This window comes from Martinezella sp. CNPSo 3890 (assembly GCF_057784455.1).
This window is the reverse complement of the sequence record NZ_JBXSOR010000016.1, coordinates 49,177-71,955: the sequence shown is the minus strand read 5'-3', so window position 1 is coordinate 71,955 and position 22,779 is coordinate 49,177. Positions and strand designations below refer to the sequence as shown.

At 56.4% G+C, this 22,779-nt stretch carries 21 protein-coding genes and 3 pseudogenes; 16 read left to right on the top strand and 8 right to left on the bottom strand.

Going from position 1 to position 22,779, the window contains the following annotated elements:
• The first annotated feature begins 117 nt into the window (after positions 1–117).
• Entirely contained in the window at positions 118–1,029 is a 912-nt protein-coding gene (locus AC13RC_RS27335) for a DUF4365 domain-containing protein (RefSeq protein WP_488559108.1), read from the top strand.
• Positions 1,030–1,116: 87 nt separating this feature from the next.
• On the opposite strand, the gene AC13RC_RS27330 is transcribed toward AC13RC_RS27335, so the two are convergent.
• Both AC13RC_RS27330 and AC13RC_RS27325 read right to left on the bottom strand, forming a co-directional pair.
• A complete protein-coding gene (locus AC13RC_RS27330) occupies positions 1,117–2,112 on the bottom strand; it encodes an HNH endonuclease family protein (RefSeq protein WP_488559107.1) in 996 nt (331 codons plus the stop codon).
• On the bottom strand, positions 2,112–4,481 hold the full coding sequence (locus AC13RC_RS27325; RefSeq protein ID WP_488559106.1) for an AAA family ATPase: 2,370 nt from the start codon (positions 4,479–4,481) through the stop codon (positions 2,112–2,114). The genes AC13RC_RS27330 and AC13RC_RS27325 overlap by 1 nt, the downstream gene beginning before the upstream one ends.
• On the opposite strand from AC13RC_RS27325, the gene AC13RC_RS27320 reads away from it, so the two are divergent.
• Positions 4,470–6,035: an ATP-binding protein gene (locus AC13RC_RS27320; RefSeq protein WP_488559105.1), complete on the top strand. Its 1,566-nt coding sequence runs from the start codon at positions 4,470–4,472 to the stop codon at positions 6,033–6,035. The genes AC13RC_RS27325 and AC13RC_RS27320 overlap by 12 nt on opposite strands.
• A gap of 165 nt (positions 6,036–6,200) precedes the next feature.
• Here the strand turns inward: AC13RC_RS27320 and AC13RC_RS27315 are convergent, their stop codons facing one another.
• The 3 genes from AC13RC_RS27315 to AC13RC_RS27305 form a co-directional block, all read right to left on the bottom strand.
• Entirely contained in the window at positions 6,201–7,757 is a 1,557-nt protein-coding gene (locus AC13RC_RS27315) for an argonaute/piwi family protein (protein WP_488559104.1), read from the bottom strand.
• On the bottom strand, positions 7,754–9,532 hold the full coding sequence (locus tag AC13RC_RS27310; RefSeq protein WP_488559103.1) for a toll/interleukin-1 receptor domain-containing protein: 1,779 nt from the start codon (positions 9,530–9,532) through the stop codon (positions 7,754–7,756). Before AC13RC_RS27310 ends, AC13RC_RS27315 begins: the two co-directional genes overlap by 4 nt.
• 358 nt (positions 9,533–9,890) lie before the next feature.
• Positions 9,891–10,238 (bottom strand): hypothetical protein, encoded by a 348-nt coding sequence (locus AC13RC_RS27305; RefSeq protein WP_488559102.1) that lies wholly within the window; start codon positions 10,236–10,238, stop codon positions 9,891–9,893.
• A 652-nt stretch (positions 10,239–10,890) separates the two neighbouring features.
• On the opposite strand from AC13RC_RS27305, the gene AC13RC_RS27300 reads away from it, so the two are divergent.
• From AC13RC_RS27300 to AC13RC_RS27275, 6 genes and pseudogenes are all read left to right on the top strand, one after another.
• Positions 10,891–13,680, top strand: a complete 2,790-nt coding sequence (locus tag AC13RC_RS27300) for a restriction endonuclease (protein ID WP_488559101.1) — start codon at positions 10,891–10,893, stop codon at positions 13,678–13,680.
• A 187-nt stretch (positions 13,681–13,867) separates the two neighbouring features.
• The gene (locus tag AC13RC_RS27295; protein WP_488559100.1) at positions 13,868–14,641 is read left to right on the top strand and encodes a phospholipase D family protein; all 774 of its coding nucleotides are present in this window, start codon (positions 13,868–13,870) and stop codon (positions 14,639–14,641) included.
• Positions 14,642–14,759: 118 nt separating this feature from the next.
• A complete protein-coding gene (locus AC13RC_RS27290) occupies positions 14,760–15,224 on the top strand; it encodes a hypothetical protein (protein ID WP_488559099.1) in 465 nt (154 codons plus the stop codon).
• 59 nt (positions 15,225–15,283) lie between these two features.
• Entirely contained in the window at positions 15,284–15,685 is a 402-nt protein-coding gene (locus tag AC13RC_RS27285; protein ID WP_488559098.1) for an SMEK domain-containing protein, read from the top strand.
• Positions 15,686–15,723: 38 nt separating this feature from the next.
• Positions 15,724–16,293 (top strand): hypothetical protein, encoded by a 570-nt coding sequence (locus AC13RC_RS27280; RefSeq protein WP_488559097.1) that lies wholly within the window; start codon positions 15,724–15,726, stop codon positions 16,291–16,293.
• A gap of 77 nt (positions 16,294–16,370) precedes the next feature.
• Positions 16,371–16,745: pseudogene (locus AC13RC_RS27275) on the top strand (IS66 family transposase); the annotation flags it as partial.
• 21 nt (positions 16,746–16,766) lie between these two features.
• Here the strand turns inward: AC13RC_RS27275 and AC13RC_RS27270 are convergent.
• Positions 16,767–17,144, bottom strand: coding sequence for a hypothetical protein (locus AC13RC_RS27270; protein WP_488559096.1), 378 nt, complete (start codon positions 17,142–17,144; stop codon positions 16,767–16,769).
• A 336-nt stretch (positions 17,145–17,480) separates the two neighbouring features.
• Between AC13RC_RS27270 and AC13RC_RS27265 the strand changes: the two genes are divergently transcribed.
• The 4 genes and pseudogenes from AC13RC_RS27265 (at position 17,481) to AC13RC_RS27250 (ending at position 18,911) form a co-directional block, all read left to right on the top strand.
• A complete protein-coding gene (locus tag AC13RC_RS27265; RefSeq protein WP_488559095.1) occupies positions 17,481–17,771 on the top strand; it encodes a type II toxin-antitoxin system Phd/YefM family antitoxin in 291 nt (96 codons plus the stop codon).
• Positions 17,768–18,145, top strand: a complete 378-nt coding sequence (locus tag AC13RC_RS27260; protein ID WP_069610762.1) for a type II toxin-antitoxin system VapC family toxin — start codon at positions 17,768–17,770, stop codon at positions 18,143–18,145. Before AC13RC_RS27265 ends, AC13RC_RS27260 begins: the two co-directional genes overlap by 4 nt.
• 12 nt (positions 18,146–18,157) lie before the next feature.
• Entirely contained in the window at positions 18,158–18,406 is a 249-nt protein-coding gene (locus AC13RC_RS27255) for a type II toxin-antitoxin system Phd/YefM family antitoxin (protein ID WP_113396292.1), read from the top strand.
• A pseudogene (locus tag AC13RC_RS27250) lies at positions 18,403–18,911 on the top strand (site-specific integrase). The gene AC13RC_RS27255 and the pseudogene AC13RC_RS27250 overlap by 4 nt, the downstream one beginning before the upstream one ends.
• Before the next feature lie 161 nt (positions 18,912–19,072).
• Here the strand turns inward: AC13RC_RS27250 and AC13RC_RS27245 are convergent.
• Positions 19,073–19,978 (bottom strand): LysR family transcriptional regulator, encoded by a 906-nt coding sequence (locus AC13RC_RS27245; protein ID WP_488559146.1) that lies wholly within the window; start codon positions 19,976–19,978, stop codon positions 19,073–19,075.
• A 95-nt stretch (positions 19,979–20,073) separates the two neighbouring features.
• On the opposite strand from AC13RC_RS27245, the gene AC13RC_RS27240 reads away from it, so the two are divergent.
• Both AC13RC_RS27240 and AC13RC_RS27235 read left to right on the top strand, forming a co-directional pair.
• Complete coding sequence (locus AC13RC_RS27240; RefSeq protein WP_488559094.1) at positions 20,074–20,550, top strand: nuclear transport factor 2 family protein; 477 nt, start codon at positions 20,074–20,076, stop codon at positions 20,548–20,550.
• A complete protein-coding gene (locus tag AC13RC_RS27235; RefSeq protein ID WP_488559145.1) occupies positions 20,448–21,188 on the top strand; it encodes an SDR family oxidoreductase in 741 nt (246 codons plus the stop codon). Before AC13RC_RS27240 ends, AC13RC_RS27235 begins: the two co-directional genes overlap by 103 nt.
• A 22-nt stretch (positions 21,189–21,210) precedes the next feature.
• Here AC13RC_RS27235 and AC13RC_RS27230 read toward each other — a convergent pair whose 3' ends face one another.
• Complete coding sequence (locus AC13RC_RS27230; protein WP_488559093.1) at positions 21,211–22,020, bottom strand: SDR family NAD(P)-dependent oxidoreductase; 810 nt, start codon at positions 22,018–22,020, stop codon at positions 21,211–21,213.
• A gap of 47 nt (positions 22,021–22,067) precedes the next feature.
• On the opposite strand from AC13RC_RS27230, the gene AC13RC_RS27225 reads away from it, so the two are divergent.
• Complete coding sequence (locus tag AC13RC_RS27225; protein ID WP_488559092.1) at positions 22,068–22,466, top strand: winged helix-turn-helix transcriptional regulator; 399 nt, start codon at positions 22,068–22,070, stop codon at positions 22,464–22,466.
• 122 nt (positions 22,467–22,588) lie between these two features.
• Positions 22,589–22,774: pseudogene (locus AC13RC_RS27220) on the top strand (hypothetical protein); the annotation flags it as partial.
• Positions 22,775–22,779: the final 5 nt, after the last annotated feature.

The window sequence follows — 22,779 nt, the reverse complement described above, 5'->3', positions numbered from 1 at the left end:
GGAGACCTTGTGCAGTTAGCCTCGGCTGTTACAGCTGTCGTGCAATTTCGATTTCAAGCCCTTGGCAATTTGATAAACACGATAGCTCGGATACGGTTAGGGGAAACGAGGATGGGAATGAAAACGCAGCGCCAGGGTCAAATTGGCGTCAACGTCGTCGAACGGATCGTATTGACTGAGTGGAATTCACGATGGCAACCGCTTGATTCCCACAATGACGACGCCGTCGATGGTCTCATTTTTCTTGAGCGTGGTGGCGAGATGACCGGCCAGGTCATTTTCGTTCAGGTCAAATGTTTCAAGAAAAAGGCGAGTGTCGACGGCGACTTTCGCCTACCGATCGACAGCAAAAAGCTTGACCGCAACATGCAGGCATGGCGGCGTATTGTTGGGGCGGCCATCCTTGTTTTCGTCGACCCGACATCGCTCGAGGCACGATGGGTCAATGTTCGGGATCCTCAAACCAGGACGGCCGCACAGGTCATCGTACCCCACGGCCAGCTGTTCGACGCAGACGCCAAGAAGGAGATTGCCCAGCTCACCGGAAGTCTGCATCGTGATCTCCTCTTGCGTCATATCGAAACCGTCAGCGACGATTTTCCTCATTTAAGAGGAAACCAGCCTTTAAAGGCCCCCAGCCGGCAGTTCTATCGCGCGCTTCGCGATGCCGAGCTGAGAATTGGGGGCACCGGGCCATCGGTTACGTTTGATCGGCACGGTTGGCACCACATCACTCGCAGCGATCGCCCCGAACTCGTCAGATATCAGTCTTACGTGCTCCTCGGCTGCATCACGAAAATTATCGAAACGACGCCTTTTGACGAGTTCAAACCGTTTCCATCGCGCGATTATCCAAGCGACAAGCTTATCGCAGCACGTGCCTCGGTCGCGTTCCCCTTCAGGCAAACAGGTATCGTGAAAATCGTCTTGAGCGTAGACCGTGAAGGCACCCGCTATCGGTTCCACACGATCTATGAACCACGCCGGCGAAGGAATGTGCTGGGTGCGCGAAAACCGTCCTCCCCATAAACCCGAAGGTCGTATCTCAGGGGCCAGCGCGGTCTCGCGCGCGAGTAATCTACGTCCGCGGACGATCTGATGCAACCTTGATGTGTCTCACCCCGATAAGCCAGCACCGACCCGGAGCTTGAAATCTCTGATATAGGCAACCGCAAGGGCCGAAAACGGAGCCTCCGGTGAGGCAAGCGCAGCCATCTCGTCAAGGATACGGGATTGCAGATGTGACAGGCTCGTCACTGCGTCAACAACTTCCGCAAAACCGCCGAGGTGATCACTCGAAAGCTTTTGGACGACCGCGCCGATCTGAACGACCAGATACTCAAAGAAGCGCAATCGGTTCAAAAGCTGGGTTCTTTCTTGAACCATTCGCAGACGATTGAGGCCGTAGACCTGGATCGAAATCGCGCCTTTGACGCTGAGACCGAGTGCTGTCGCCTTTGCCGCAAGAGCGGCGACATCTTCATCGACGGGCGCCAGCTGCTGCCCTTGTGCACCGATCGCCTTCGGGAGAACGAGACCGGACCCGTGGCCATCCTTAATCCAATAGTGGAGATGTTGCTCCGGATCATCCCTCGTCGGATCGAGCAGCAACGGTTGCTCAAGCGAAAGATCGGCGGATTCACCGAGAGCCCTCGTGCCGCCTACCGGAAAGCAATCCTTCTTCCCCGTCAGCATCGTCTTGTGGAGAACCTCAACATCGCTCACCTGCTTGGGCGTCTTCTGTTTCCGGCGCCGATTACAGTCAATGCAACTCGGAAGAAGGTTCGTCCACTCCATCCCAAGCCACCAGTAGCCGTCATGGTCGCTTTCACCCTCCACCGCTCCTTTAGGTCGGTAATGTTCGACATCGACGGGTGCCTGTCCAGCATAGTAGGATTCGCAATATGCGCACTTGCCATGGAAAAGCTCTTCCAGCCTACGCTTGACCTCGTCCTTCTTGTAGGCCTGGAAAGAGAAGGCCTCTCGCTCCTTACCCTCGGGAGGTGCTTTCCCCATGTAATCGCGGACCCGCTCAAGTTCAGTGAGCTTGTCCTTGCCGCGTGCAGTCAACACGCTCGGCGCCGGATCGGTTCCCCGTTTTACCACACGCATCAGATACCTTCCAAGGCTCGCAGGATATTCTGCCTCGCAGTCTCTTCCAGAGTTCGCAACTGGCTGATTGAAGCCCCTTTCCGATTGTCCAGATAGTCTGCGACCGCTTTCAACACCAGACGCTGCACCTGGGTCGTCCCCAGAGGCAGCGCGAGAGCAACCTCGTTATCCAATCGCTTGAGAAGCTTGTCTTCATCCTCTTCAAGAACGTCACCCCCCTCTCTTCTCGAAAGCAGCGTCCCGAGCGCGGCGAGTTTCTGCTCTGCGATGGGGGAATCCGTGCTGAACATCGAAAAGAGGTCTGATGTCAGCAATTGCTCGATCGTCATCGTCTCGACGTTCGGAAGATCGGTCCAAACCTGCACGAAGCTCGGCATTGCAAGGGCGGTCCCCTCGTTGCGCAGCCGGCTGAGAACGACGACTTCACCATCATGCATGCCTCGAATGCAGAGCGGGTCGTGGGTGGTGGCGATGATCGTCGCCTTCGGAAAAACCCGGCGCAGAGAGCCCATAATCCGCATCTTCCATTTCGGGTGAAGGTGCGCTTCGATCTCGTCTATTAGAATGACCGCATCGATTTCATCGAGAGGCACAAGATCACGGTCCGATTTGGAAAGAGCACCTTGAAAAATGTCGCAAACCATTGCGAGGACAGATCGGTAGCCGGATGAGACGAGTGCCAATGGCGTCTTGATTTCGTCGACTGTGTCGTCGCCCACCCTGGTGACGATGAGACAGCGCCGGTTTGCCGGATCCTTCTCGATATACCCATAGTCACTTTCTATAGATAGAATCTGCCGGAGCGCTCTCGCAACCATGCCAAAGCGGTTATCGTCAAGATCGAGCAGCCATGCTTCCGGATTGGGGAGAACGATATCCTGCTGGAATAGCGTTCCAACGTGCCCGAATCTGCGGGCGCGTCTTACGCTCTGACCATAATGGCGAAACGCACCATAAGCAAAAACCGGGGGCAACTTCAGTTCGTCGCCCTGCTCGTTGAAATCGTGACTTATATCCAGAACCTGCCTGGTCCGTCCTTCAAAGCTCAGCTCTATGGTCGCTTGGTAGGGTGCTGCTGCCGCAACGGCGCCCATCATTTCCGGATTGAGAATGAAATTCTGGGGAGCTTTGGTCAAGGCGCCGCGGATTCTATCACCCGCGAGTGCAATCGCGACCGCTTCGAGCAACGAGCTTTTCCCGGTCGCATTTTCTCCAAGGATCAAAAGCGAGGATGCCTCAGGTTTGATATCGGTGCCGATGCCGGCAATCGCCGGCGGTAGCATCAGGTCCAGTTGTTCGAGCGACTTGAAGTTACGAACTTCGATAGCCACGAGCGGGCCAGCCTTCGCACGTCGAGCTCTGGGAGTGCTCTTAAGATTGGGAGGCGCAGGCGAGCGAACAGCGTCAATCGCGTCATCGAGTGCCTTTCTTCCGATATCGGTATTGTGGGCCTCGCGGAGAGCTTCGATCACGCGCCCGCGTTCGACCCTGAGAGTCTTCTCGATCCTGCGTGAAACCTCTCCGGCCAGACGCTTCAAAAGAAGGTACCAGGTGCCACCATATTCCATCTGCTGAAAGTCGGCGACCGATGACGCGATGCCCCTGTCAAATTCCGAACGCGCCAGATCTAAATACTGTTGAAAGGCGATCGATCGAGACGAGACGAGATCGCCCCGATTGAGGTCGAACAAATCGATCGTGGTCCGCCCTGCGACCGATCTATCTTGGAGAAATCCTGAAAAGTCGGGGCTCAAATGCTTGCCAAAATCTCTTTCGCGACACGGATCGAGAAGGAGAGCCGTGTCATGATGCTTCCATCGCCAAAGGCCTAGATTCTCCTTGGCAAAAGCATCCATCTCATCAGGGGTCGGCAGCCGACCGCGCCCCTTGCTGACGGGGAATTGACGGTAGCTTAGTGCGGAACATGCTTCGCAAATCAGATAGTGATTCCCCCAATCTGTCCTCAACCACACATAATAGAGGTGCGAAAGCTCGCTTGCCGCCAGCGGTGACGCTTCCGCTTCGGGACGAAAGAGATGGATGTTCAGCGTAGTCCTGGACTCGCAGAATGCGCATTTCGACCGAAACAGACCATCGAGTGTGGTAAAAACGTCGATATCGGTTGTGAAACGCGAGCTTGGAGCCGTGCTTTGCGACTGGATTTTCTTGTCTTGACGAAGAAACGCGGAAAAGGCCTCTCTGTCGTTCCTGGCCTCTTCAGACCTGAACTTTGACGGGGGCGGAGTGTCTGCCCGATCAACAAACTGCATAGGTTCCCGCGCTTCCTTTACACTACCTTCAGTACTATAAGTGTCGTTTAATAACCTGTAATGCTTGCATTTATACCGGAGGGGTGCGTGAAGCAGCAAGTCGGAATATTGGATGCTATTCCCGCCAAGCGGATGTTCTTGTCGATCATTGCGGACTACGATTTGAATAAGTCGATCTGCGAACTGATCGATAACGCGTTCGATGTATGGACGCGCAGTCACCGGGCGGCGCCCATCTGTATCGATGTCGCACTCGACGAGGACGAGCGGAAGATCACGGTAGCCGATAACGCAGGAGGCATCCCACCGGAGGAGCTCAGAAATATCGTCGGCCCCGGCCAGTCTGGATCCTCGCCGGAAGACGAGACAATCGGCATCTTCGGTGTCGGGACGAAAAGAGCGGTAGTCGCTCTCGCCAGGCACGTTCGCGTTGCAACCCGCTATCATGACGATAAAACCTACCAGATCGAATTCGACGACAGCTGGTTGCACGACGAAGACTGGACACTGCCATATTATCAGGTCGACCCCATCGAGCCGCGCACGACCATTGTCGAACTCTCGGGCCTACGCGTGTCCATCGAGCAAGATCCGCAGACCCACTTGAGAAATCACTTAGGAGCGACCTACGCCAAATTCATTGCGTTGAAGGATGTTACTCTTCGAATGAATGGCGAACCCGTATTGGCCCGTTTCTTCGACAAATGGTCTTATCCGCCGAATTACGAGCCACACCACTACCATGGCACGTTTATGTCTCCAAAAGGACGCGAGATTGCTATCGACGTACTTGCCGGACTCAGCAACGAGTCGAGCCCCAGTTCCGGAGAATACGGTGTCTATATGTATTGTAACGATCGGCTCGTCGCTCCGGCGATGAAGAGCTACGAGGTCGGCTTTACAAGAGGCTTGGCTGGCCCCCCGCACCCGAAGGTCTCGTTGACCAAAGTCATCGTCTCCCTGAAAGGCGATGCAGAGGAAATGCCCTGGAACAGCAGCAAGTCCGACGTCAGCACTAAGCATCACACGTTTCTCGCAATCCAGAACTGGTTGGTCCGGGTTGTCAGCGACTATGCGGGCGTTTCCCGCGCCTGGCAGGGTAAGTGGCAGACTGAGGTATTCCCCTATAAACAAGGTCAGATCATCGACAAGCCAATCATCGATTTCAAGAACGCCAAGAAGTCCTTCCTGCCGGACCCCCCAAAATCCAGACCACGATTGCCAGAGCGAGTTGCGGTAAAGAATGCCGACGTCGCAAGATCAAGCCCGTGGACAGTCGGTCTATTTGAAGGGATCGTTGCCGCCAAGGAAATCGCGAAGCAAAATTTCAAGCAAGCCAACTGGCTTTCCTACAATCTCCTGGACCTGACGCTGACGAGCGCGTTCAAGGAATTCCTTGTTCACAGCCTCGACCTTGACGAAAGGGCACTGCGAGAACGCCTTGCTATCGACGGTCCTGGTTACGAGCTCTTGAAGCGGGACATCCCACTTGGTGAAACTCTATGGGGCCGCGTCGAGCGCTTCAGGCGGCGGCGAGACGATCTGATGTATTCCAGGGCAACTCCGACGATTTCCGTCGCGGATCTCTCGGACGCGACCGACGTTGTCAGCGAGGTGTTAGTCGAACTGTTCGATCTTAAACTCGATGCATGATCAGGCACTCTCTTTCGAGCCGTGAACCGATCCGCCTCAATTTTCACGCCCACCGTCTTCTTTGCGACAGCGTCCGGCCAAGCGCTTCTCCCGTCGCTCTTTCAGCGAGCCCTTGAGTGTGCTCGTACTCGGCGCAGGCTAACCACGCTTGGATCTGCCACGCCATCAGACGTAATACTTGAAAGGCTGCTTTTCCTCTCCCTTCGCAGATCCCATCGTCAGCACATCGCCGACCATCTTTGCGAAGCGCACGGTCACGGGCAATCCGTCATTAAAATTGCAGGAATTATAGTTAATCTTTGTCAGCCCCATGATGTCTTTTAGAACGTCACGAATGTCTGGCTTCTCGTTCTTGCTTCTGGTCACCGTGATATGAAGAGGGTTGGGCGTTTCCGGACCGATATAGGTATCAAGCTGCGGCACATATCCGCTTGTCCAGATGTAGGCCGTTTGGGCATCGAGCATTAGCGCGGTTCCCCGCAAAACAGGATAGTCCCCGTCGCGGAAAAGTTTTGTTTCTCCTGAGGTCGTGCGAATCCTGACCCCTACGATATTGGTCTCTTTTGGTGCAGCCTCGACAAACGCCTGCCACTCCTCGTCGTTGAAGTAGGTCTGGCCGTGGATAAAGAGCTCACTCGGCGCCTGTCCGTGCTCTCCGATATAGCTGTCGAGCACAAGCTCCATGAGCTTTTTTGCGGCGTCGCGCTTGAGATGATATTCGTAGTCTCCAGTCTTCCAGGGCCCATTGGCGCCGCGAAACACGACCCCGTCGCCTTCGTTGAGAAACATCTGGGCCGCACAACAGGAATGCCCATTGGGATCATTCGGCAGGCTCTTGTAGACCATTCCGAGGTAACACACACCCGGACGCACGCTTGCAAGACGCCACGGCGGTTTGGGCTGCGTTTTATAATATAGTCCGGTCGCAAGGTTCCAGGCGACCGTCGCTCGATCCTGCGTTTTGCGCGCGGGAAATCCCGCCTTATTCAGGAAAGCCTCCGGCGCCAGGGTCGTTTCCCGGACGAGTTGTGTCGGCGCAATCTTCAGGAATTCTGCCTTGATCCTGCGATGAAAGTCAGGAACATCTTCGAAGATTGCCTCGTCGCTCTGATCGATGACGCCGGCACTGGCAAAAAGCGGGAGGTTTTCCTTCTTCTTTTGTTTCTTGCCAAAATCGCCTTTCTCCATTGGCAAACCTGTCCGTTTCGAGCCAGGGCGGCAACGCTCGTAAACGATCTCGGGCAGGACAAGAATCCATATGTCGATTGCGCGCTCGTCGTTGCGCAGGTGCTTATTGACCCGATCGATGAAGAGCTTGGCCACTTTATCGACCATCTCGTGCGGGTTGAGTACAAGCGTTGCGCGCTCAATATCCCCTAAGGGTATCGATAGTGCGCTTACCTCGTCTGGGTCGTAAGTGATTCCGAACGCTTCCTCGAGCCCTGGAAAATTGGCGAGGTGGAGGCGATCTGCTTTCTCTCCCTTCCCAGGCGGTGGCACATTAACGGCCGACTGCAGCTCGTAGCTCCAGGCCCGAAAGCGGGCAATGCCATCGCTCGTTCCGACGACGCCAACCCTGATGTCGCGAATCCTGCGCGCCTTTGCGTGCGGTCCATATAGAAAAAGCCCGTCCTTTGGGTGAGCGCTGCGCTGGGCAAAGGCAAACTCAAGCTCCGGTTCGTGGAGATGCTCGACGACCAGTGACTTTTCGGGAAACTTCATTGCTCGCTATCCTCGTCGTAATCGGGCCGACCGAGTGTCGACGCATCACTCTCCTCCTCGTTGGCATCGAGAAGATCCGGAAGTTCGGTGCGAACGGGCGAGGAAAAAAGAAGGGGGGAGGCCTCAAGAACGATCTCGGCCGTCTGCGAAAGCGGCAGACGAATGAAGGCAGATTCTCCCGACAGCAATTCCAGAAACGCAAGCATACGGCCATACCATTGCTTGTTGCGCCAACCCTTGCAGATCGTTCGCCGCAATCGGTGCAATTTCTTGGGATCATCAATCGCAATACCGGTGGCCGATCCGTTATCAGTCGCAAACAGCACACGCGACTTCAGCCTGAAATGCCAGAACGGCCAGAATGAAGGAAGAGCCGTCACACCGTATTGCCAGACATGGCCCTTAGCCACGTTGCGAAGCATGGAAGACCGCCGATCTTCTCCCTGACGGCCCCACGGAAAGAGTTGCCGGATCGCCGCCTGGTCGGCCGACGCGTGAAACCCTACGCCATTTGAATAGTGATATTCGGCGAACCCGCGCCGCTTGCAAAAAAGGAGCCAGGCTTTTTTCAGCATGGCAACGATCAGGTTCGAAGCATCCTGCCGCAGCAGTCCGAGCTGGGGTGCGCCTTTTTCCGTGAAATCGAGGATTGGAATTTCGTGCTTCAACTTAAAGTGGCCGACATCGGCAAATGCCCGGTCAATTTCGACCTGCTCGGCAAAGGCAATGATCCCTGTCCCTTGCAAGGCGCAGGGATACTCGAACGCATCGATGGCCTGTTGCAGCCGGTTGCGATCGATAACACCGGAGCTTTCAAAGAAGCGGATGGCATCGGGTGCCTCTGAAATCCGCAACCAGTTTGAGGTCAACCGCTCGGGCTCGTCGACAATCGCAACAGCACCACGCCGCCGAAAGATCCCCCAGTTTGGATCGATTGCCGCGCTTTCGTTGCCACGCTCGACCTTCTGTCGCTGCAGTGTGTCGAGAAGCTTGACGAGCCCCTCGCCCCAGCCTCTGACGAAATCGACCGGTATCGCGTCGGCGAGACCTTTGATCTTTCGAAAAGCCTCCATCCGCAGGGGAATCACGAAGCGAGGATCGTCGATTTCCTTGGCAAGCTCCAAAGCGATCTCGATGTCGTCCTGGACGTTGCTATCGGCAAGCGTTGCATCGCTGCATAGCAATAAGACCTTGCAGGCCCTTTGTCTCAGTGCAGCGTTGATTTCGCGTCGCCATCGGTCACCCGGTTGGAGCGTCAAAATGTCGGCAAAGATCTGGTAGCCTTCCGCCTCGAGCTTCGGGGCAAGCCAGAGCGTGAATTCGTCGTCTACAGGCGAGGATTTGATGATAAAGATCGTATCGCGAACAGGAAGGCTCGCGTCTTTCGGTGATGCGACGTGATGAGGACGACGCATAAGCCTGGCAAGGACGTCCGGCATCGCCTTTTGCGGCGCAATCGCGTCCTTGACCGCCTCGGTTACCACCTTTTTCAAGACGGCAGCACTCTGATCCCAGAGTTGTCGATGGGCGATCTCTATATCGGGATACTTACGGAGCAACCCCTCAAGATCGTCTGGGCCGAAGATGTCACCCGTGGACTGCAGGGACGGCCCGATGATTTCCGCCAAAGTATCCTTGTTAGGCGGAGTCAGGGGAACCGACGTGACGAGGACGTATCGGGCCGGCTGCAACTTGTCGATCGATTTCCGCTCTTCGGCCATCTTCGAGCGGAGTTTGGAAAATCCGGAGCGGTGATAGTGCTTTGCTTGCAGCACAATCGACCCGTCGGCTCCGCACCACCGGCCATCCATTCCCTGATCTGTCCCGACAGTAAAAGCCTCGAACCGAAGCCCAAGCTCCCGACCGACCAGGTCCCTGCCTAGATTTTCAAAGTCTTCCCATTCCAGATTCGAGAACTGATGCTTCATGCAACCAAAATGAGAGCTGACTTATTCTGACGTCAAGCGGGATCAGCAGCCCGGGCCAAGCCCTCCACAGGGTTGAATACAAATAGGCTTCCCCAAAGTCACACGGTTCGGCCAGAGTTTCTGCAATGAGAACTGGTCTGAATGAGAACTGGTCTGTCAGCAGCATCCAAATCTGGCTAGATCAGCGACCGGTTTTTTGCCGGCATCAAGGGGCCCGCAGTCCCGCGTCCACCAGGTCGTCGAGATAACTTTCGCGCGAATCAGGCATTTGCGGCCTGGTCGCGTCAATGATGGCTGTCAGGACGTGGCGTGCCAGGCTGCGCGCCTCGACGCGCTCGCGGCTGGAAATATCTCCCATTTGCCTCCCGTGCAGGAACGCGCTTCGAAGACTAAAGAGCTTGTCGTATTGCTCCCCAAAGCCCTTATCCCCAAGTAGACCTGTCACACGCAGCTTCAGTCTTTTCGATGCACCATATTTGTGTGGGTCCGGCGTCACGCGCTTGGACTTGTCATAGTCCGAGTGCAAACCGAGTGCCGCTTCGATGACGATCATATGTGCCAGGAACTCGTCGATACCATCTGAGAAGAAAGCGCGCGTGAAAAAATGGGCGATAGGCGTTTCGAAAAGGACGGAGCGTCGTGCTCGCTCAACCGTCTCCCAATATGATTGGTTGAGCTCCAGGGCCTCTGTTTCAGCCTTGTCATCAAGACGCCAGACTGCGAGCGCGTCGTTGGACGGATGAACTCGAGCAGAGCACGTCGTGGCGCCGGAGGTCGTGAACCCAAACCCGTAAAGCCTATGAGGGTTGTCGATCAGAACCCAGTGCCTGGCTTTCGCATCGGGTATCTAATCGACAAGCAGATCAAGCACCTGGCCCAGATTCATCACCCTCTGCCAGCATGCGACATGCGGTAGTCGGAGCCCCAGACACAACGGTCCGGCGCAGCCTCGTGAATGGCCCGCACAAACGGGATCGTGTCATCGAAGGGTGCTCCGACAACAGAGTTGCGATAGGCTCCGGAAGCCTTGTCCAGGCGCCGTTGCGTACAGGCTAGAGGAGCGTCTGGAAACTTGGATCGTTCATCCCGCGCGAAGTTGGAAAGTGTCCCCAGAGGCCGCAATCGACGTATCCGCCCACTTGCATCTTGCTACTTTGCCTAGAATATAGGGAAAGACGATTCTGGTCCAAATGGGAAAGATATTGATGGCTGGCGCGGCGGGGCGGAACCGATCAAAAGGCGGGGTCGCGGGTCCGGCCGAGCTGGAAGCTTACGTCGCAAGCCTGTACGCAATCCTTGGCTATAGCGTGAAGACCAACGTTCCTCTTGGTGGTCAGCAGATCGACGTTCTCGTCGAGCGCCATCTCGAGGGCATTGGTGTCACGCGTGTCATCATCGAGTGCAAATACAAGACCAGCGGCTCGGTCAGCAACCAGGATGTCTTCGACACGATCAGCACATTTGGCGCATTGATGAAAAGCCACGGCATTTCGCACTGCGTGATGGTGACGAATACCAGCTTTTCGCAACAGGCACAGAATGCCGCAGACAACGACAGGCTTTTCAAGCTGGTCCGGCTTCCTGACCTGGAGGACGACCTGGTCAACGTCGCGGATTCGTTGCTGGCTCTGAAGAAGGGGTATGAGTCCGAACAGATATTCGATGAGTTCCTACCGCAATCAGCACAGGGGCGACTCCCCTACGGTAAAACCGATGGGCAAATAGAGAATATCCTGGATGCCACCATCGAGTGGATTGAAAACTTCGGCGAAGGGTTTCTCACCGTTCTTGGAGACTTTGGTGGCGGAAAAACCACGTTCCTACGGCGGCTCGAATACGAATACTCAAGCCTCTTCCTTCAGAAGAAAACGCGACATCGACCGCTCTATTTCACGTTGAAGGATTATTCGTTCTACGAAGGGCTTGATGATTTCATCACCGGTTCGGTCCGGCAAAAATATCAGCGCAACATGCCGCCGACCGTCTTCTGGACGCTTGCGCGGGAAGCAGGCTTCTTGTTTCTTCTCGACGGATTTGACGAAATCATCACAGGGTCGAGCCGGACCGATCGTGCCAATACCTTTTTGTCACTGCACCGATTGATCACATCTGGTTCGCCAGTCATTTTGACGTGCCGTCCAGCCTACTTCGTCTCGACGGAAGAGTTGAACGAACTCATACGCCTAGTCAATCTCAAGGAGGGGCAACGAAATGTCGGTCTGCCGGGACGCTGGGACGCACATCTTTTCAACATCGGAGAGACGACGACGCTTACTCGAACGAGTCAGTTTCTGTTCGATAAGTATGTTGACAACACCACAATTGAGCCACTTCTTGATCTCTCCAGCACCGTAGCAAACCTCGACGTCTTCCGGCCCGCCCAAATCGATGAATACCTAAAGAAGTTTGACGCAGACTTCCAAGAGGTCTGCAACAGTGGCTGGAAGGAGGTGAAGGTGGAGATCGAGAAAATCTACGACCTTACCGACCTCATGAAGCGGCCGATCATGTTGTCCATGATTAAGGATACGATCCTCCAAGGACAGATCGACATTCGGCGCCACAACGTAATAGGCGGCGCCTTTTCGCTCTACGATGCTTATACGAGTCTCAATTTGAAAAGAGATTGGGGGAAAAGCAAAGGCCGAAAGCTACTCAACGAGAAGCAGCGCCAAGAATATGCACAGCTGATCGCCCTTACGATGTTCAAACGTGCCTCCCTCGATGTTGAGCACTCAGAGATCGTTGAAGTCGCGAGAAAAACGCCCTCATCATTCGAACTCTCCGCAGATCTTAGCCAGTACAATCCGGAGCAGATCGCCGCGGATATACAGGTGACGACGTTCCTGTCCCGGCAAGCCTCTTCGTTCCGCTTCACGCACAAATCCTTTATGGAGTTTTTCGTCGCAAAGTCAGTTGTCGACAAGCTCTCTGAAAGTAGACTTGCAAGATCCTCGATTACTGAGCCCCTTACGCGCGAGATCATTTCGTTCATCGGGGAGGCAGCCGCAGTTAATCCCAAGCTTCTTTCCAATGTCTCTACGGTCCTGCGCGCCCAAGAAAATGCCGTGAAAAAGCGAGATGAAGGCGATCTCGTAAAGCGAAACGCAATCGGGATATTGCTCGGTGCAACCGATACCATCAGGACGGACTATTTCTCAAACAATCATGTCTGGGAGTTGTCTGTCAGGAAGCGCGCAATGGACGGATTGATTGTGCGCGCAACGACATGGACGTATTGTGGTTGGCACCTTGTGACACTCTCAAATTCCTCGATAAGTCACAGTCACTTCGATGGCTGGCGCGTCGAGGGCGGACACTGGGTTGACGTTTCGTTCAACGGGAGGCTTCAGGATTGTCATTTTGAGGAGGTTCAGATGTCCAACTGCAACATGGCCGTCTCAACCCAGAAGACAATCTTTCAGGCGTGCACGATCTCGGGCGGGGCATTGATGCTACGCGGCGAGTTTCAGTTAAACTCTTCGGAACTCAAACAGACAAGCCTTTCAGTCGACGTCGGTGTCGGTACAATTTCCCGCCTCAGTTTCTGCAAATTTGAGAATTGCGAAATCGCCGACGTCGCGGGTCCGCACTACCGACCAGTGATGATCGAGCACTGTAGCTTCACCGATTGCCAATTCGTCGGCTTTAGCCCGAGCACGAAATTCATCGAGCGCCTTCTTTATGAAGACCAGATTGTTTCGAAGCGCCTCACTGTCGATGAAGATATGACGATCATCCTCGATCGTTGCGCCGGCATATTGTTTATCGACGATACTGAGGACAGGGTGAAGATGGGCAAACAGGGGTTCAAGGCTATTGGCAATCTCTTCCTCGTTGCGCAAGGAACCATCCAGAGCAAAGTCAAAGCTAGAGCAGCTTTTGTTAAATCGATATCCGCGCGTTTGGGAAAACAGCACCCCCAGCTTCTCGAAAAGTTGCGGACTGCCCATCCGGGGATCTTTGTCGTGCCGAGCGCCGGCCAAAATCACTAGACAGAGACGGGCAATTTGCACAGCAACCGGAGCGCATTTGCGACAATTGGCACAAACTCGCCAATCACGGCTGAAAGCTGGTGAGCTGAAGGTTTTAAGAGCCTGCAATGCATCGGTTCAATCAATCCTCCAGCTGCGATCTCGCGATAACAGGAAAGCTCGCCTCGGCGGGTGGAAGAGGTCGAATTTGGAATTACTGCTGAATGGCATCAACGGCAATTATCCGCGTAACATTCTCCTCAAGGCCCTGGAAAGCACAGAGCGCGTCGATGCTGCAGTCGCCTACGCGACCGAAAACGATCTGTTGTTCAACTGGTGTTGGGACAACAAAATTCCGCTGCGGTTCTGGGGCCGGTTCGATCAAGATGTCCCTGTCAGCATTCCTGTCCTCACACCCTTTCTGGCCCATAAATCCGGAAACTACGTCTGCAAACTGGTCCGGTCGTTTCATCCAAAAGTCATCTGGTGGCGTGGATATGGCGCCTATATCGGTTCGGCAAACCTGACGCAGCCTGCCTGGTGGGGCAATGTAGAGGCAGGCGTCTTCATTTCTGACGAAGAGCTTTCCGAGAGCGGACATGACCTTCAGCTGGAGGCAATGTTCGACGAGATAGACCGCCATGCGGCGCCGCTAACGCAAGAACTCTACAATGCGCTGGTTGCCCGAAACAACGAATTGACGCGCCGCAAGCAGAGTAATCGGACAACTGACGAGGCTTTCCTGAAATCGACGCTGGTCCCCTTCTGGGAAGGCCTCGCCAAAATCAGCTCCCGAACCGCTCAGGAAACCCGTCGCCAAGCCTTCCTCGACGAATGGCATAGCACTCTGCAAATCATCCGAAACATCGGCGCAAAGATTTCGACCGACAAGAACCGGCCGTCATGGGCTCGACAAGTCGGCGCCGCTTGGCGCCCACGCAGACCAGTTTCTGCATGCGCATTACTACCAGCGAACGTTTGAGCGCGGCCGCGCCGACTATGAGACCCACTTCACGCGAAACCGGAAAGATACGGACGCGGCCGAACAGGAGGCGATCGGCTGGTGGCGAACTTTGAAGTCCACGCGGTCCGAGCAGACCATGCTGAATGAAACTGCGCCGTTCCTGCGAGCTGCCTTCTCCGAACCCCGCCTCACAAAGCTTACCGAAGACGAGTTCGTGGAGGTTCTCTCATGCATCCATGCTGCCAGGGAATATGCACGCCGAGCACCGAACAGGTTTGTTGGACTATCCGACGGGAAAAGCTACAAGGTCCCGCAAAAAATCGAGGCTTTAGCGCGATATGTGTACAACTCGCCCTCTCGTGGCGGTCCCTCGGTTCTCGCCACATTGCAATACGTGCTCCATGACGGCAATCCGGCGCAGGTCCCCCATCGCCTTTGGGACGCGATGCACGATCCCAAGCGCAAGATTGAGTTGATCGGGATCAGCACAATCGGCGAGATCGTAGGATGGGCGCTTCCGGACCTGTATCCTCCGCGAAACGGTCGAACCAGCAAAGCGCTGCGGTCGCTTGGCCACAACGTGACTGTTCACGTCGGCTGAGCCGTATCCGCGCTCGTTCATCATAATCTTCGATATCGGCTTACGTTCAGGAGAAAATAATGATCACCAGAGGTCATCTCATTGGTCAGGTCGTCGACGACCTGGCCGGTATCGCGGCGCAGGGAAAGCAGCGCGCCGCACTCCATCTTTTTAACTTCAACACCTACATCGAGGACTTCGCCAAGGAAGTCCTGAACAGGGTCCTTGATCTTGGCCTGATCAATCTCAACTCGGAAACCGCAAACAATCCTGGCCTCGACCTCGGGGATGCGAAAAAGGGCTGGGCGTTTCAGATCACTGGCGACAAGTCGCTTAAGAAGGTCAAAGACACACTTGAAAAGATCGACGCTGCCCAGCGTGCAAAATACCCTCACATCCGTATCCTGGTTATCGGCGAGAAGCAGGGGTCATATACGCTTACAGGTGAGCCCTATGCGAGCTTCTCCTTCGCCGAGACATGATCTGGGATTTCGACGATGTTTGCTCGCGGCTAATGTCCATGCCGACCGATACGTTCAAGGATCTTGCCGATTATGTCTCTCGCGAAACACGCCGTGTTTGTATCGAACTGGAGATTTCGGACGACGAGGGTGTTTTTCCGACCAACATCGATAAGCTGGTCGAGGCATTGCCCAAGTCGCAATTGACCGATGCCGCCAAGATAAACGCCTATATCGCGTCGGAGAGTATCTATCTCGACGATGATGTCGCGCTCGCCGCCTTTACCGAAATGAGCAAGCGCCTCGCAGCGCTGCCAAGATTGACCCGCGAGGTCTTCAAACTTCTGATTGAACGCCAGGATGATCGGATGTCGCACGACGTCTTCCGCATCAGCGAACCCAAGTTGCGTCGCATCTATCACGGCGACGATCTAGATGAGGACCTCGCCCTGCTTGTCGATGCGGGCCTGATCGACTTAAATGAACCAGACGACTATGGTCGGCCGCCTTATTACCGCATCCTTATCCCGGGTGATGACGGCTTTGCCAGCGTGTTCTTAGATTTCGCTCGTGAGAACGGCATCGACCTTCGCAAGCCGCTGGTGATTTTGGATTTCTCGGACTTTTAGGTGACCGGCATCCCTGGCATTGCTCGCATCGGGGCAAGAAGGAGCAGACCGATTTGTCTGCCGGAGTACCGAGAGGCACACCGCAGGCCATCCCGGCTTTCCGTCGACGGTTCGACAAAATTTTTACCATGCGCACCGGCTATGACGCGCTCGATGCATTGCTGGTGCGTCTGCACCGCCGCAAAGACGAATTGCTCAAGGTGCTCGAGCGGCCGGAAATCCCGCTTCATACCAATGCGTCGGAAAATGATCTGCGAACCTTCGTCACTAAGCGGAAAATCTCCGGCGGAACGATGTCTAGTGACGGCCGCATTGCGCGCGACACCATGCTCGGCCTGATGAAGACCTGCAAGAAGCTCGAGCTTTCCTTCTACCATTACCTCGGCGCCCGGCTCGGTATTGCTGGCCCGATCATTCCGCCGCTGCCCGGGGCCATCCTCGCGCGTGGCTGAACCCAGATCAGCCCGCTGAGGTCAGCTTGCCGGCGCCCGGCGATTGGCCGGATCCAATGCAGCATAATCCTCGCCGCTCAACGGCAAAAATGGCGTCTCCCGCTCGACTTGTTCACGCACGTCCTCCTGCGTGATCCGGATCAGATGCGGCGAAATATTCCATTGCGTGTGGTCGTCGACTTGAATGCTCACCGTCTTGCGATTGCGGCCGATGACGATGCCGCTGACCAGCGTATTGTCCGGCCCTTCGAATATCACGCGACCGCCGATCTTCATTTGCCGCAGCGCTCGCACGGTCTTCTCCAGATCCAGCAGCTGCAGCCGCCCGACGATGCGGTCGTGCAGCGAGATCAGCGCCGCTTCATCTAGGCTGTCGATATCGATCTCATCCACTTCCACTGTGCCCCTCCCGCCGCTGATCGCGTCTTATGCTCCATAGCCAATTATGGTAGAAGAGCAACAACGGGACAATTGCCCAACGCTTCGCCAGCGCCTCCAAATCAGCCCCTTTTACCCTATCCTTGGCAGATTCTCCATTTGTTAACCATATGAATTAACGTTGTTCTTTTGTCATAGTGAATCGAAATCAAACTTTGCTTCCGTTGCCCGGACGGCGGTTCTCTGCGTCGGTTATTAGCGATAGGTATCAAGTATCGATAGTGATAAGTACAAATGCCTTGTACGCGAGCATTCACGCTGCTACAGTAGCGTCAAAAGCCACTATCGGAGCGCACAATGCCCCAGACCAGCTACAAAATCAGCGATGCACGCAAGAATTTCGCCGAGGTGCTCGAACGAGCCAACCGGGGTGAGGAAATTGTTATCATGCGCGGCAACGAAGTCTACGCGCGGATCGGCCCGGCCGACGGTGGCAAACGCCCGTTCGGCCTGTTGCGCCAGCGTGGCCTGCCCGACAACCTGTTCGACGATGTCGATACTGAGCAGGCGGCGATCGATGCCGGCGACTTCAACGACGATGTCGGCGTCTGGCAGGGCGGACCGGCCGAGCGCGAGCCCAAGCCGTGAAGGTGCTGCTCGACAGCCACGCCGTCTACTGGTGGACGATCGGCAGCGACCGGCTGTCGGGCACGGCCCGGGCACTGATCGAGGACAAGGCCAACACCATCCTCGTCAGCGCCGTCTCCTTCTACGAGCTCGACAACAAGATGCGCCTGAGGAAACTCGACCTGAAGCCGCAGGAATTGCGCGCCGCAGTCATCGCCAGCGGTTTGCAGACGCTCGCCATCAGCGATCTGCATGCCGAGCTGGCGGCAAGCTTCGACTGGGATCACCGCGATCCCTGGGATCGCATTCTCGCCGCCCAGACACGGCTGGAACACTGCACCTTCTTGTCGCTGGACGTGGCTTTCGACACGGTGCTGCACGAACGGGTCTGGTAAGGGGCAATAGCGATGAAGATTTATGCGGATATTCCCGAAGCGGCCGAACGATTCGAAGAGCTGGTGGATCTCGCACGGCGCAATGACGAGATCGTCATCTGCCGTGCCGGGCAGCCTATCGCTATTCTCACGGCGATCCCGAAGCTGGGTCAAAGCACGATGGATGATTTCCTGGCGCTGGCAGCCGCCGGTCGCCCGGCAAACGGTGATCAGACTTCGAACCACGACGATCTCTATGACGAGAACGGACTGCCGAAATGAGCGGCGCGTCATCAACTTCGGTTGAAAGGCGTGCCGAGGAACTCGATGCGCTCGACGCCATCCTGCCCTTCGCCCGCCGCGATCAGCTGGCAACGCTGCTGACGGACCAGGATGTCGCCACCCTCAAGTATCTGGCCAAGGAAGGCATGGGCGCCAATACCCTTCGCGCCCTTGCCTCCGATCTCGGCTATCTCGAAGCCTGGTGTGAGCTTTCCACCGGCGCTCCCCTCCCCTGGCCGGCGCCGGAAAGCCTGCTTCTCAAATTCATCGCCCATCATCTCTGGGATCCCGGATGGGGCACCGTCTCTCGGCATGCGCTCGATCCGCAGTCGGTCATGCGATCCTGAAGCAACGGGCCGAGATGGCTGGGTTGGAGCCTATGGAATTCTCGGCACACGGGCTGAGGTCTGGGTATCTGACAGAAGCCGCCAATCGCGGCATTCCCCTTCCAGAGGCAATGGAGCAGTCCAGACATCGCTCCGTTCAACAAGCCTCGAGCTACTAAAACAGCGCGACCCGGCGCAGCGGTCGGGCCGCGCGGCTTCTCTGATGGCCGAAATCACCCATGACCTGTCGCTGGCCGTCGGAAAATCGGGCGCAAAACCGCGGATTTTTGGGGTGAATGCCAAACGACCTCGGTGCCTCTGTCGCGCAGCAGGCTCAAGGCTACGCGAGCCGTCCGGCCGCGTAATCGCGCGCGAGCGCGATAAACGCCTGGAAGGCCGCGGAGGAATTCCGCCGATTATAATAATAGAGGCACAGCGGCGCGAGCGGCGGTGTCCAATCTTCGAGAATGCGCACGAGCCGTCCCGCCGCGATGTCTTCGCGGACATCGGCTTCCATGAAATAGCCGATCCCCACGCCGCTCGTCACCGCGATCCGCGCCAGAGATGCTTCATCAAGAGTGAGCGGCCCCTCGACGTCGAGCTGCAGTTTTTCGCTTCCCTTCTCGAACCGCCATGGGAACAATGCGCCATCGGGTAGCCGCACGCGAACGCAGGGGTAAGAGACCAGATCCTGCGGCACCTGGGGGATAGGCCTGTTTTCGAAAAAGGAGGGCGATGCCGCAACCGCCATGCGTCGCATCCGACCCAGCGGTATGGCGATCGCGTCGCTCGGCACCAGATCCGCGCTGCGCACGCCCAGATCGAACCCCGCGGCCACAACGTCAACAAGCCGCCCCTCGGTGACGATGTCGATATGAACCTGCGGATAGAGCTTCAGATAGCTCAGGACCAGCGGCGCCATGATCTCGCGGGCCGCCGTCGCGAAGGCATTGATGCGCAAGATGCCAGACGGCGTCTCCTGCTGCGAGCGCGCCGTATCCATCGCTTTTTGGATGCCCTCGAGCGCCGGTTTGATCTGTGCGACGAAGATCCTCCCCGCATAGGTGAGCGAGACGCTGCGCGTGGTGCGATTGAATAACCGCACGTCAAGATCCCGTTCGAGCTTGCCCACCGCGTTGCTGATGGCAGTGGTCGATATGCCGAGTTCGAGCGCCGCCGCTCGAAACGATCCGCATCGAACGATGGCAAGAATCGCCTCAAGTTCGATCAGCGAATGGCGAGTCATTGTCCCGATTTTCGTAATACCCCATGCCGATTTGTCTCGCTTATCGGGCGAAAAGTCCATCGCTAAGTTTGCTCATCACCATCAAGGAGATGAACATGTCAATGAACCTACCCAAGCCGATTGCCGAATATATCGAGGCAAACGCCCGTCTCGATATCGACGGCATGATGAAGCCCTTCCTGCAGAAGTCCGTCTTCATTGACAACGGCAAGCGTTACGAGGGGCTGGCTGATATCCGCAAGCTACTCAAGGAAGAAGCGATCGCGGTTAAGGCGATCTTTGAGCCCGACACTGGTCGGGAAGAAGACGGCGATGTCGTGCTCGAAGGTCCCGCTCACGGCGACTTCCTGGGCAGCCCGCTCCGCTTCACCTATCGCTTCACGCTGGAGAACGACGGCATTAAGATTCTGGAGACCACGGTATGGGCATCCACGCAGATCCCAACGAGTTCGCTGGCAAGCGCGTACTCATTAGCGGTGGCACCAAGGGTCTTGGCCGCGCCACCGTCGAGCGGTTCCTGGCCGGCGGCGCCCATGTCGTCACCGCCGCCCGCACGATCAAGGATCCTATAGGGGGCGTAGACTACGTGCAGGCGGACCTGACGACCGCGAAGGGTGGCGAAGCGTTTGCCAGGGCAGCGCTTGAGCGGCTGGGCGGTATCGACATCCTTGCCCATGTCATCGGCGGCTCGGCTTCGCCGGCGGGCGGCTTCGCCGCGCTGACAGACGATCACTGGCTCGCCGAGCTGAACCTCAACCTGCTGGCGACCGTCCGGCTCGATCGCCTGCTGATCCCGCAGATGCTGGAGCGGGGCAAAGGCACCGTCGTGCATATCACCTCAATTCAGTCCGTTCTGCCGCTGCCGGAATCCACGACAGCCTACGCCGCCGCGAAGGCGGCGCTCAGAACCTACAGCAAGTCGATCTCGAAAGAGCTCGGTCCCAAGGGCGTGCGGGTCAACTCCGTCTCGCCCGGCTGGATCATGACTGAGGCCACCGCGGACTTTCTCGAAATGCTCCGGAAGGCCAATGGCGGCACGATTGAGGACGCGCGGCAGTCCGTGCTTGATGCCCTGGGCGGTATCTCGATCGGGCGCGGAGCCGAGCCTGAAGAGGTGGCCGACCTTGTCGCCTACCTTGCCTCCGACCGTGCTGCTTCGATCCAGGGCGCCGAGTTTGTCATCGATGGCGGTACGATCAAAACGGTCTAAAGGCGGCTGACACCGCGAACAATCAAAGTCCCGGCCACATCCCGCCGTCGAGCCGTAGGTTTGCTCCCGTGATATAGCTCGCACGCGGGCTCACGAGAAAGGCGATCGCATCGGCGATCTCCTCAAGCGTTCCAACCCTCCCCATCGGGACTTCCGCAAACATCGGCAGCACGATCCTCTCGATTTCGGTCCATGGTGCGTCTGGCGCAAGGCCCTGCCCGGCGCCGACCTTTCTGAAGCTTTTCTCTAATCTGTCGCTGTGAATCGTTCCGGGCGATACCGTGTTCGCTGTAATGCCATTCATGGCGACCTCCTTTGCCAAGGAGGCTGTTATCGCAATCATAGCCGCCTTGGCGGCACCATAATCGGGCCTTTTCGCGGGGGCCATTATCGCCGCCATGCTGGAGATGTTGACGATTCTTCCCCATTTAGCGGCGCGCATGTTTGGTAGAAGCCGAGCGGTCACCCTTACAGCCGCCAGCACGTTTCGGTCGTACCCAGATGCCCATGTTTCCGGGCGAGTGGTGGTCCAGTCTTCAGGTTCACCGGAGCCGCCTGCATTGTTGATCAAGATTTCGACGGGCTTAACGAAAGCCTGCGCATCGTTGACGAGCCTTTGTACGTCATCGTCGTTCGTCAGGTCGCCAAAGACCGCATAGGCGCGCCCACCCTGGGTGACGATGTCGTGGGCGACTTCTTCGGTACTCGTTTTGTTACGACCATGGACGATGACGATAGCGCCCTCACGCGCCAAGCCCTTGGCAATTCCTTCGCCGATACCCTTGCTGCTTCCTGTGATAAGCGCAATTTTTCCATCAAGTTTCAAATCCACCTGGCAATTCCCGTGCTACTGCGATGTGCTGATAAGAGGACAAGACGATGAACGAGGCAATTACGCACGTTAAGGTGCCTGTCGAACGAGAACCGAGGGAGGCTTGCCTCGGCCCTGATGGATCGGTTGCACATGTGACCAGAATCCTTCGAATGATCACCGGTCGTTGGAAGCTGCCCATCCTGTTCCGGCTGTTTGCCGAGCCATCGATGCGAGCGTCACAGTTCATGCGAGACATCCCGGACATTTCTCAGAAAATGTTGACGCAACATCTTCGGGAGTTGGAGTACGACGGCCTTGTCGCAAGACGCGACTTTGGTGAGCAGCCGCCCCGAGTCGAATATGGTCTTACTGTTGCTGGCCGTGGGCTCATGCCGGTCTTGATGGCGATGCGGGAATTTTCGAGGCACTACCCGAAACGTCCAACTGACGATGATGAGCGCTGACGACCACAAATGGCGCCAAAGGGCAAAGCCTCTCGGCCCAATTCTGGCATAGTAGGTCGATCTCGGTTCAATTCAATCGAATCTCCCGAGCATTTGGAACACGAAGATTGGTATGGCAGTCGGGCTTGCGATCAGGCCATCTGACCGACGCCGCTAACCGCGGTATCCCTCTTCCGGAGGCGATGGAGCAGTCGCGGCATCGCTCCGTGCAACAAGCCTCGAGCTATTACAATAGTGCGGGCAGGCGCAGCGGCAGGGCGGCGCGAGTGCTTCGATCTTTGAAACTCCTTCTGAGCGAACGAGGCTAGCCGTT

What these genes read in the sequence shown, in the direction of transcription:
- AC13RC_RS27335 (WP_488559108.1), top strand. Translation starts at nt 118, where the DNA reads ATGAAAACGCAGCGCCAGGGTCAAATTGGCGTCAACGTCGTCGAACGG.
- AC13RC_RS27330 (WP_488559107.1), bottom strand. Translation starts at nt 2,112, where the DNA reads ATGCGTGTGGTAAAACGGGGAACCGATCCGGCGCCGAGCGTGTTGACT.
- AC13RC_RS27315 (WP_488559104.1), bottom strand. Translation starts at nt 7,757, where the DNA reads ATGAAGTTTCCCGAAAAGTCACTGGTCGTCGAGCATCTCCACGAACCG.
- AC13RC_RS27305 (WP_488559102.1), bottom strand. Translation starts at nt 10,238, where the DNA reads ATGATCGTCATCGAAGCGGCACTCGGTTTGCACTCGGACTATGACAAG.
- AC13RC_RS27300 (WP_488559101.1), top strand. Translation starts at nt 10,891, where the DNA reads ATGGCTGGCGCGGCGGGGCGGAACCGATCAAAAGGCGGGGTCGCGGGT.
- AC13RC_RS27290 (WP_488559099.1), top strand. Translation starts at nt 14,760, where the DNA reads ATGCTGAATGAAACTGCGCCGTTCCTGCGAGCTGCCTTCTCCGAACCC.
- AC13RC_RS27285 (WP_488559098.1), top strand. Translation starts at nt 15,284, where the DNA reads ATGATCACCAGAGGTCATCTCATTGGTCAGGTCGTCGACGACCTGGCC.
- AC13RC_RS27280 (WP_488559097.1), top strand. Translation starts at nt 15,724, where the DNA reads ATGCCGACCGATACGTTCAAGGATCTTGCCGATTATGTCTCTCGCGAA.
- AC13RC_RS27265 (WP_488559095.1), top strand. Translation starts at nt 17,481, where the DNA reads ATGCCCCAGACCAGCTACAAAATCAGCGATGCACGCAAGAATTTCGCC.
- AC13RC_RS27255 (WP_113396292.1), top strand. Translation starts at nt 18,158, where the DNA reads ATGAAGATTTATGCGGATATTCCCGAAGCGGCCGAACGATTCGAAGAG.
- AC13RC_RS27245 (WP_488559146.1), bottom strand. Translation starts at nt 19,978, where the DNA reads ATGACTCGCCATTCGCTGATCGAACTTGAGGCGATTCTTGCCATCGTT.
- AC13RC_RS27240 (WP_488559094.1), top strand. Translation starts at nt 20,074, where the DNA reads ATGTCAATGAACCTACCCAAGCCGATTGCCGAATATATCGAGGCAAAC.
- AC13RC_RS27225 (WP_488559092.1), top strand. Translation starts at nt 22,068, where the DNA reads ATGAACGAGGCAATTACGCACGTTAAGGTGCCTGTCGAACGAGAACCG.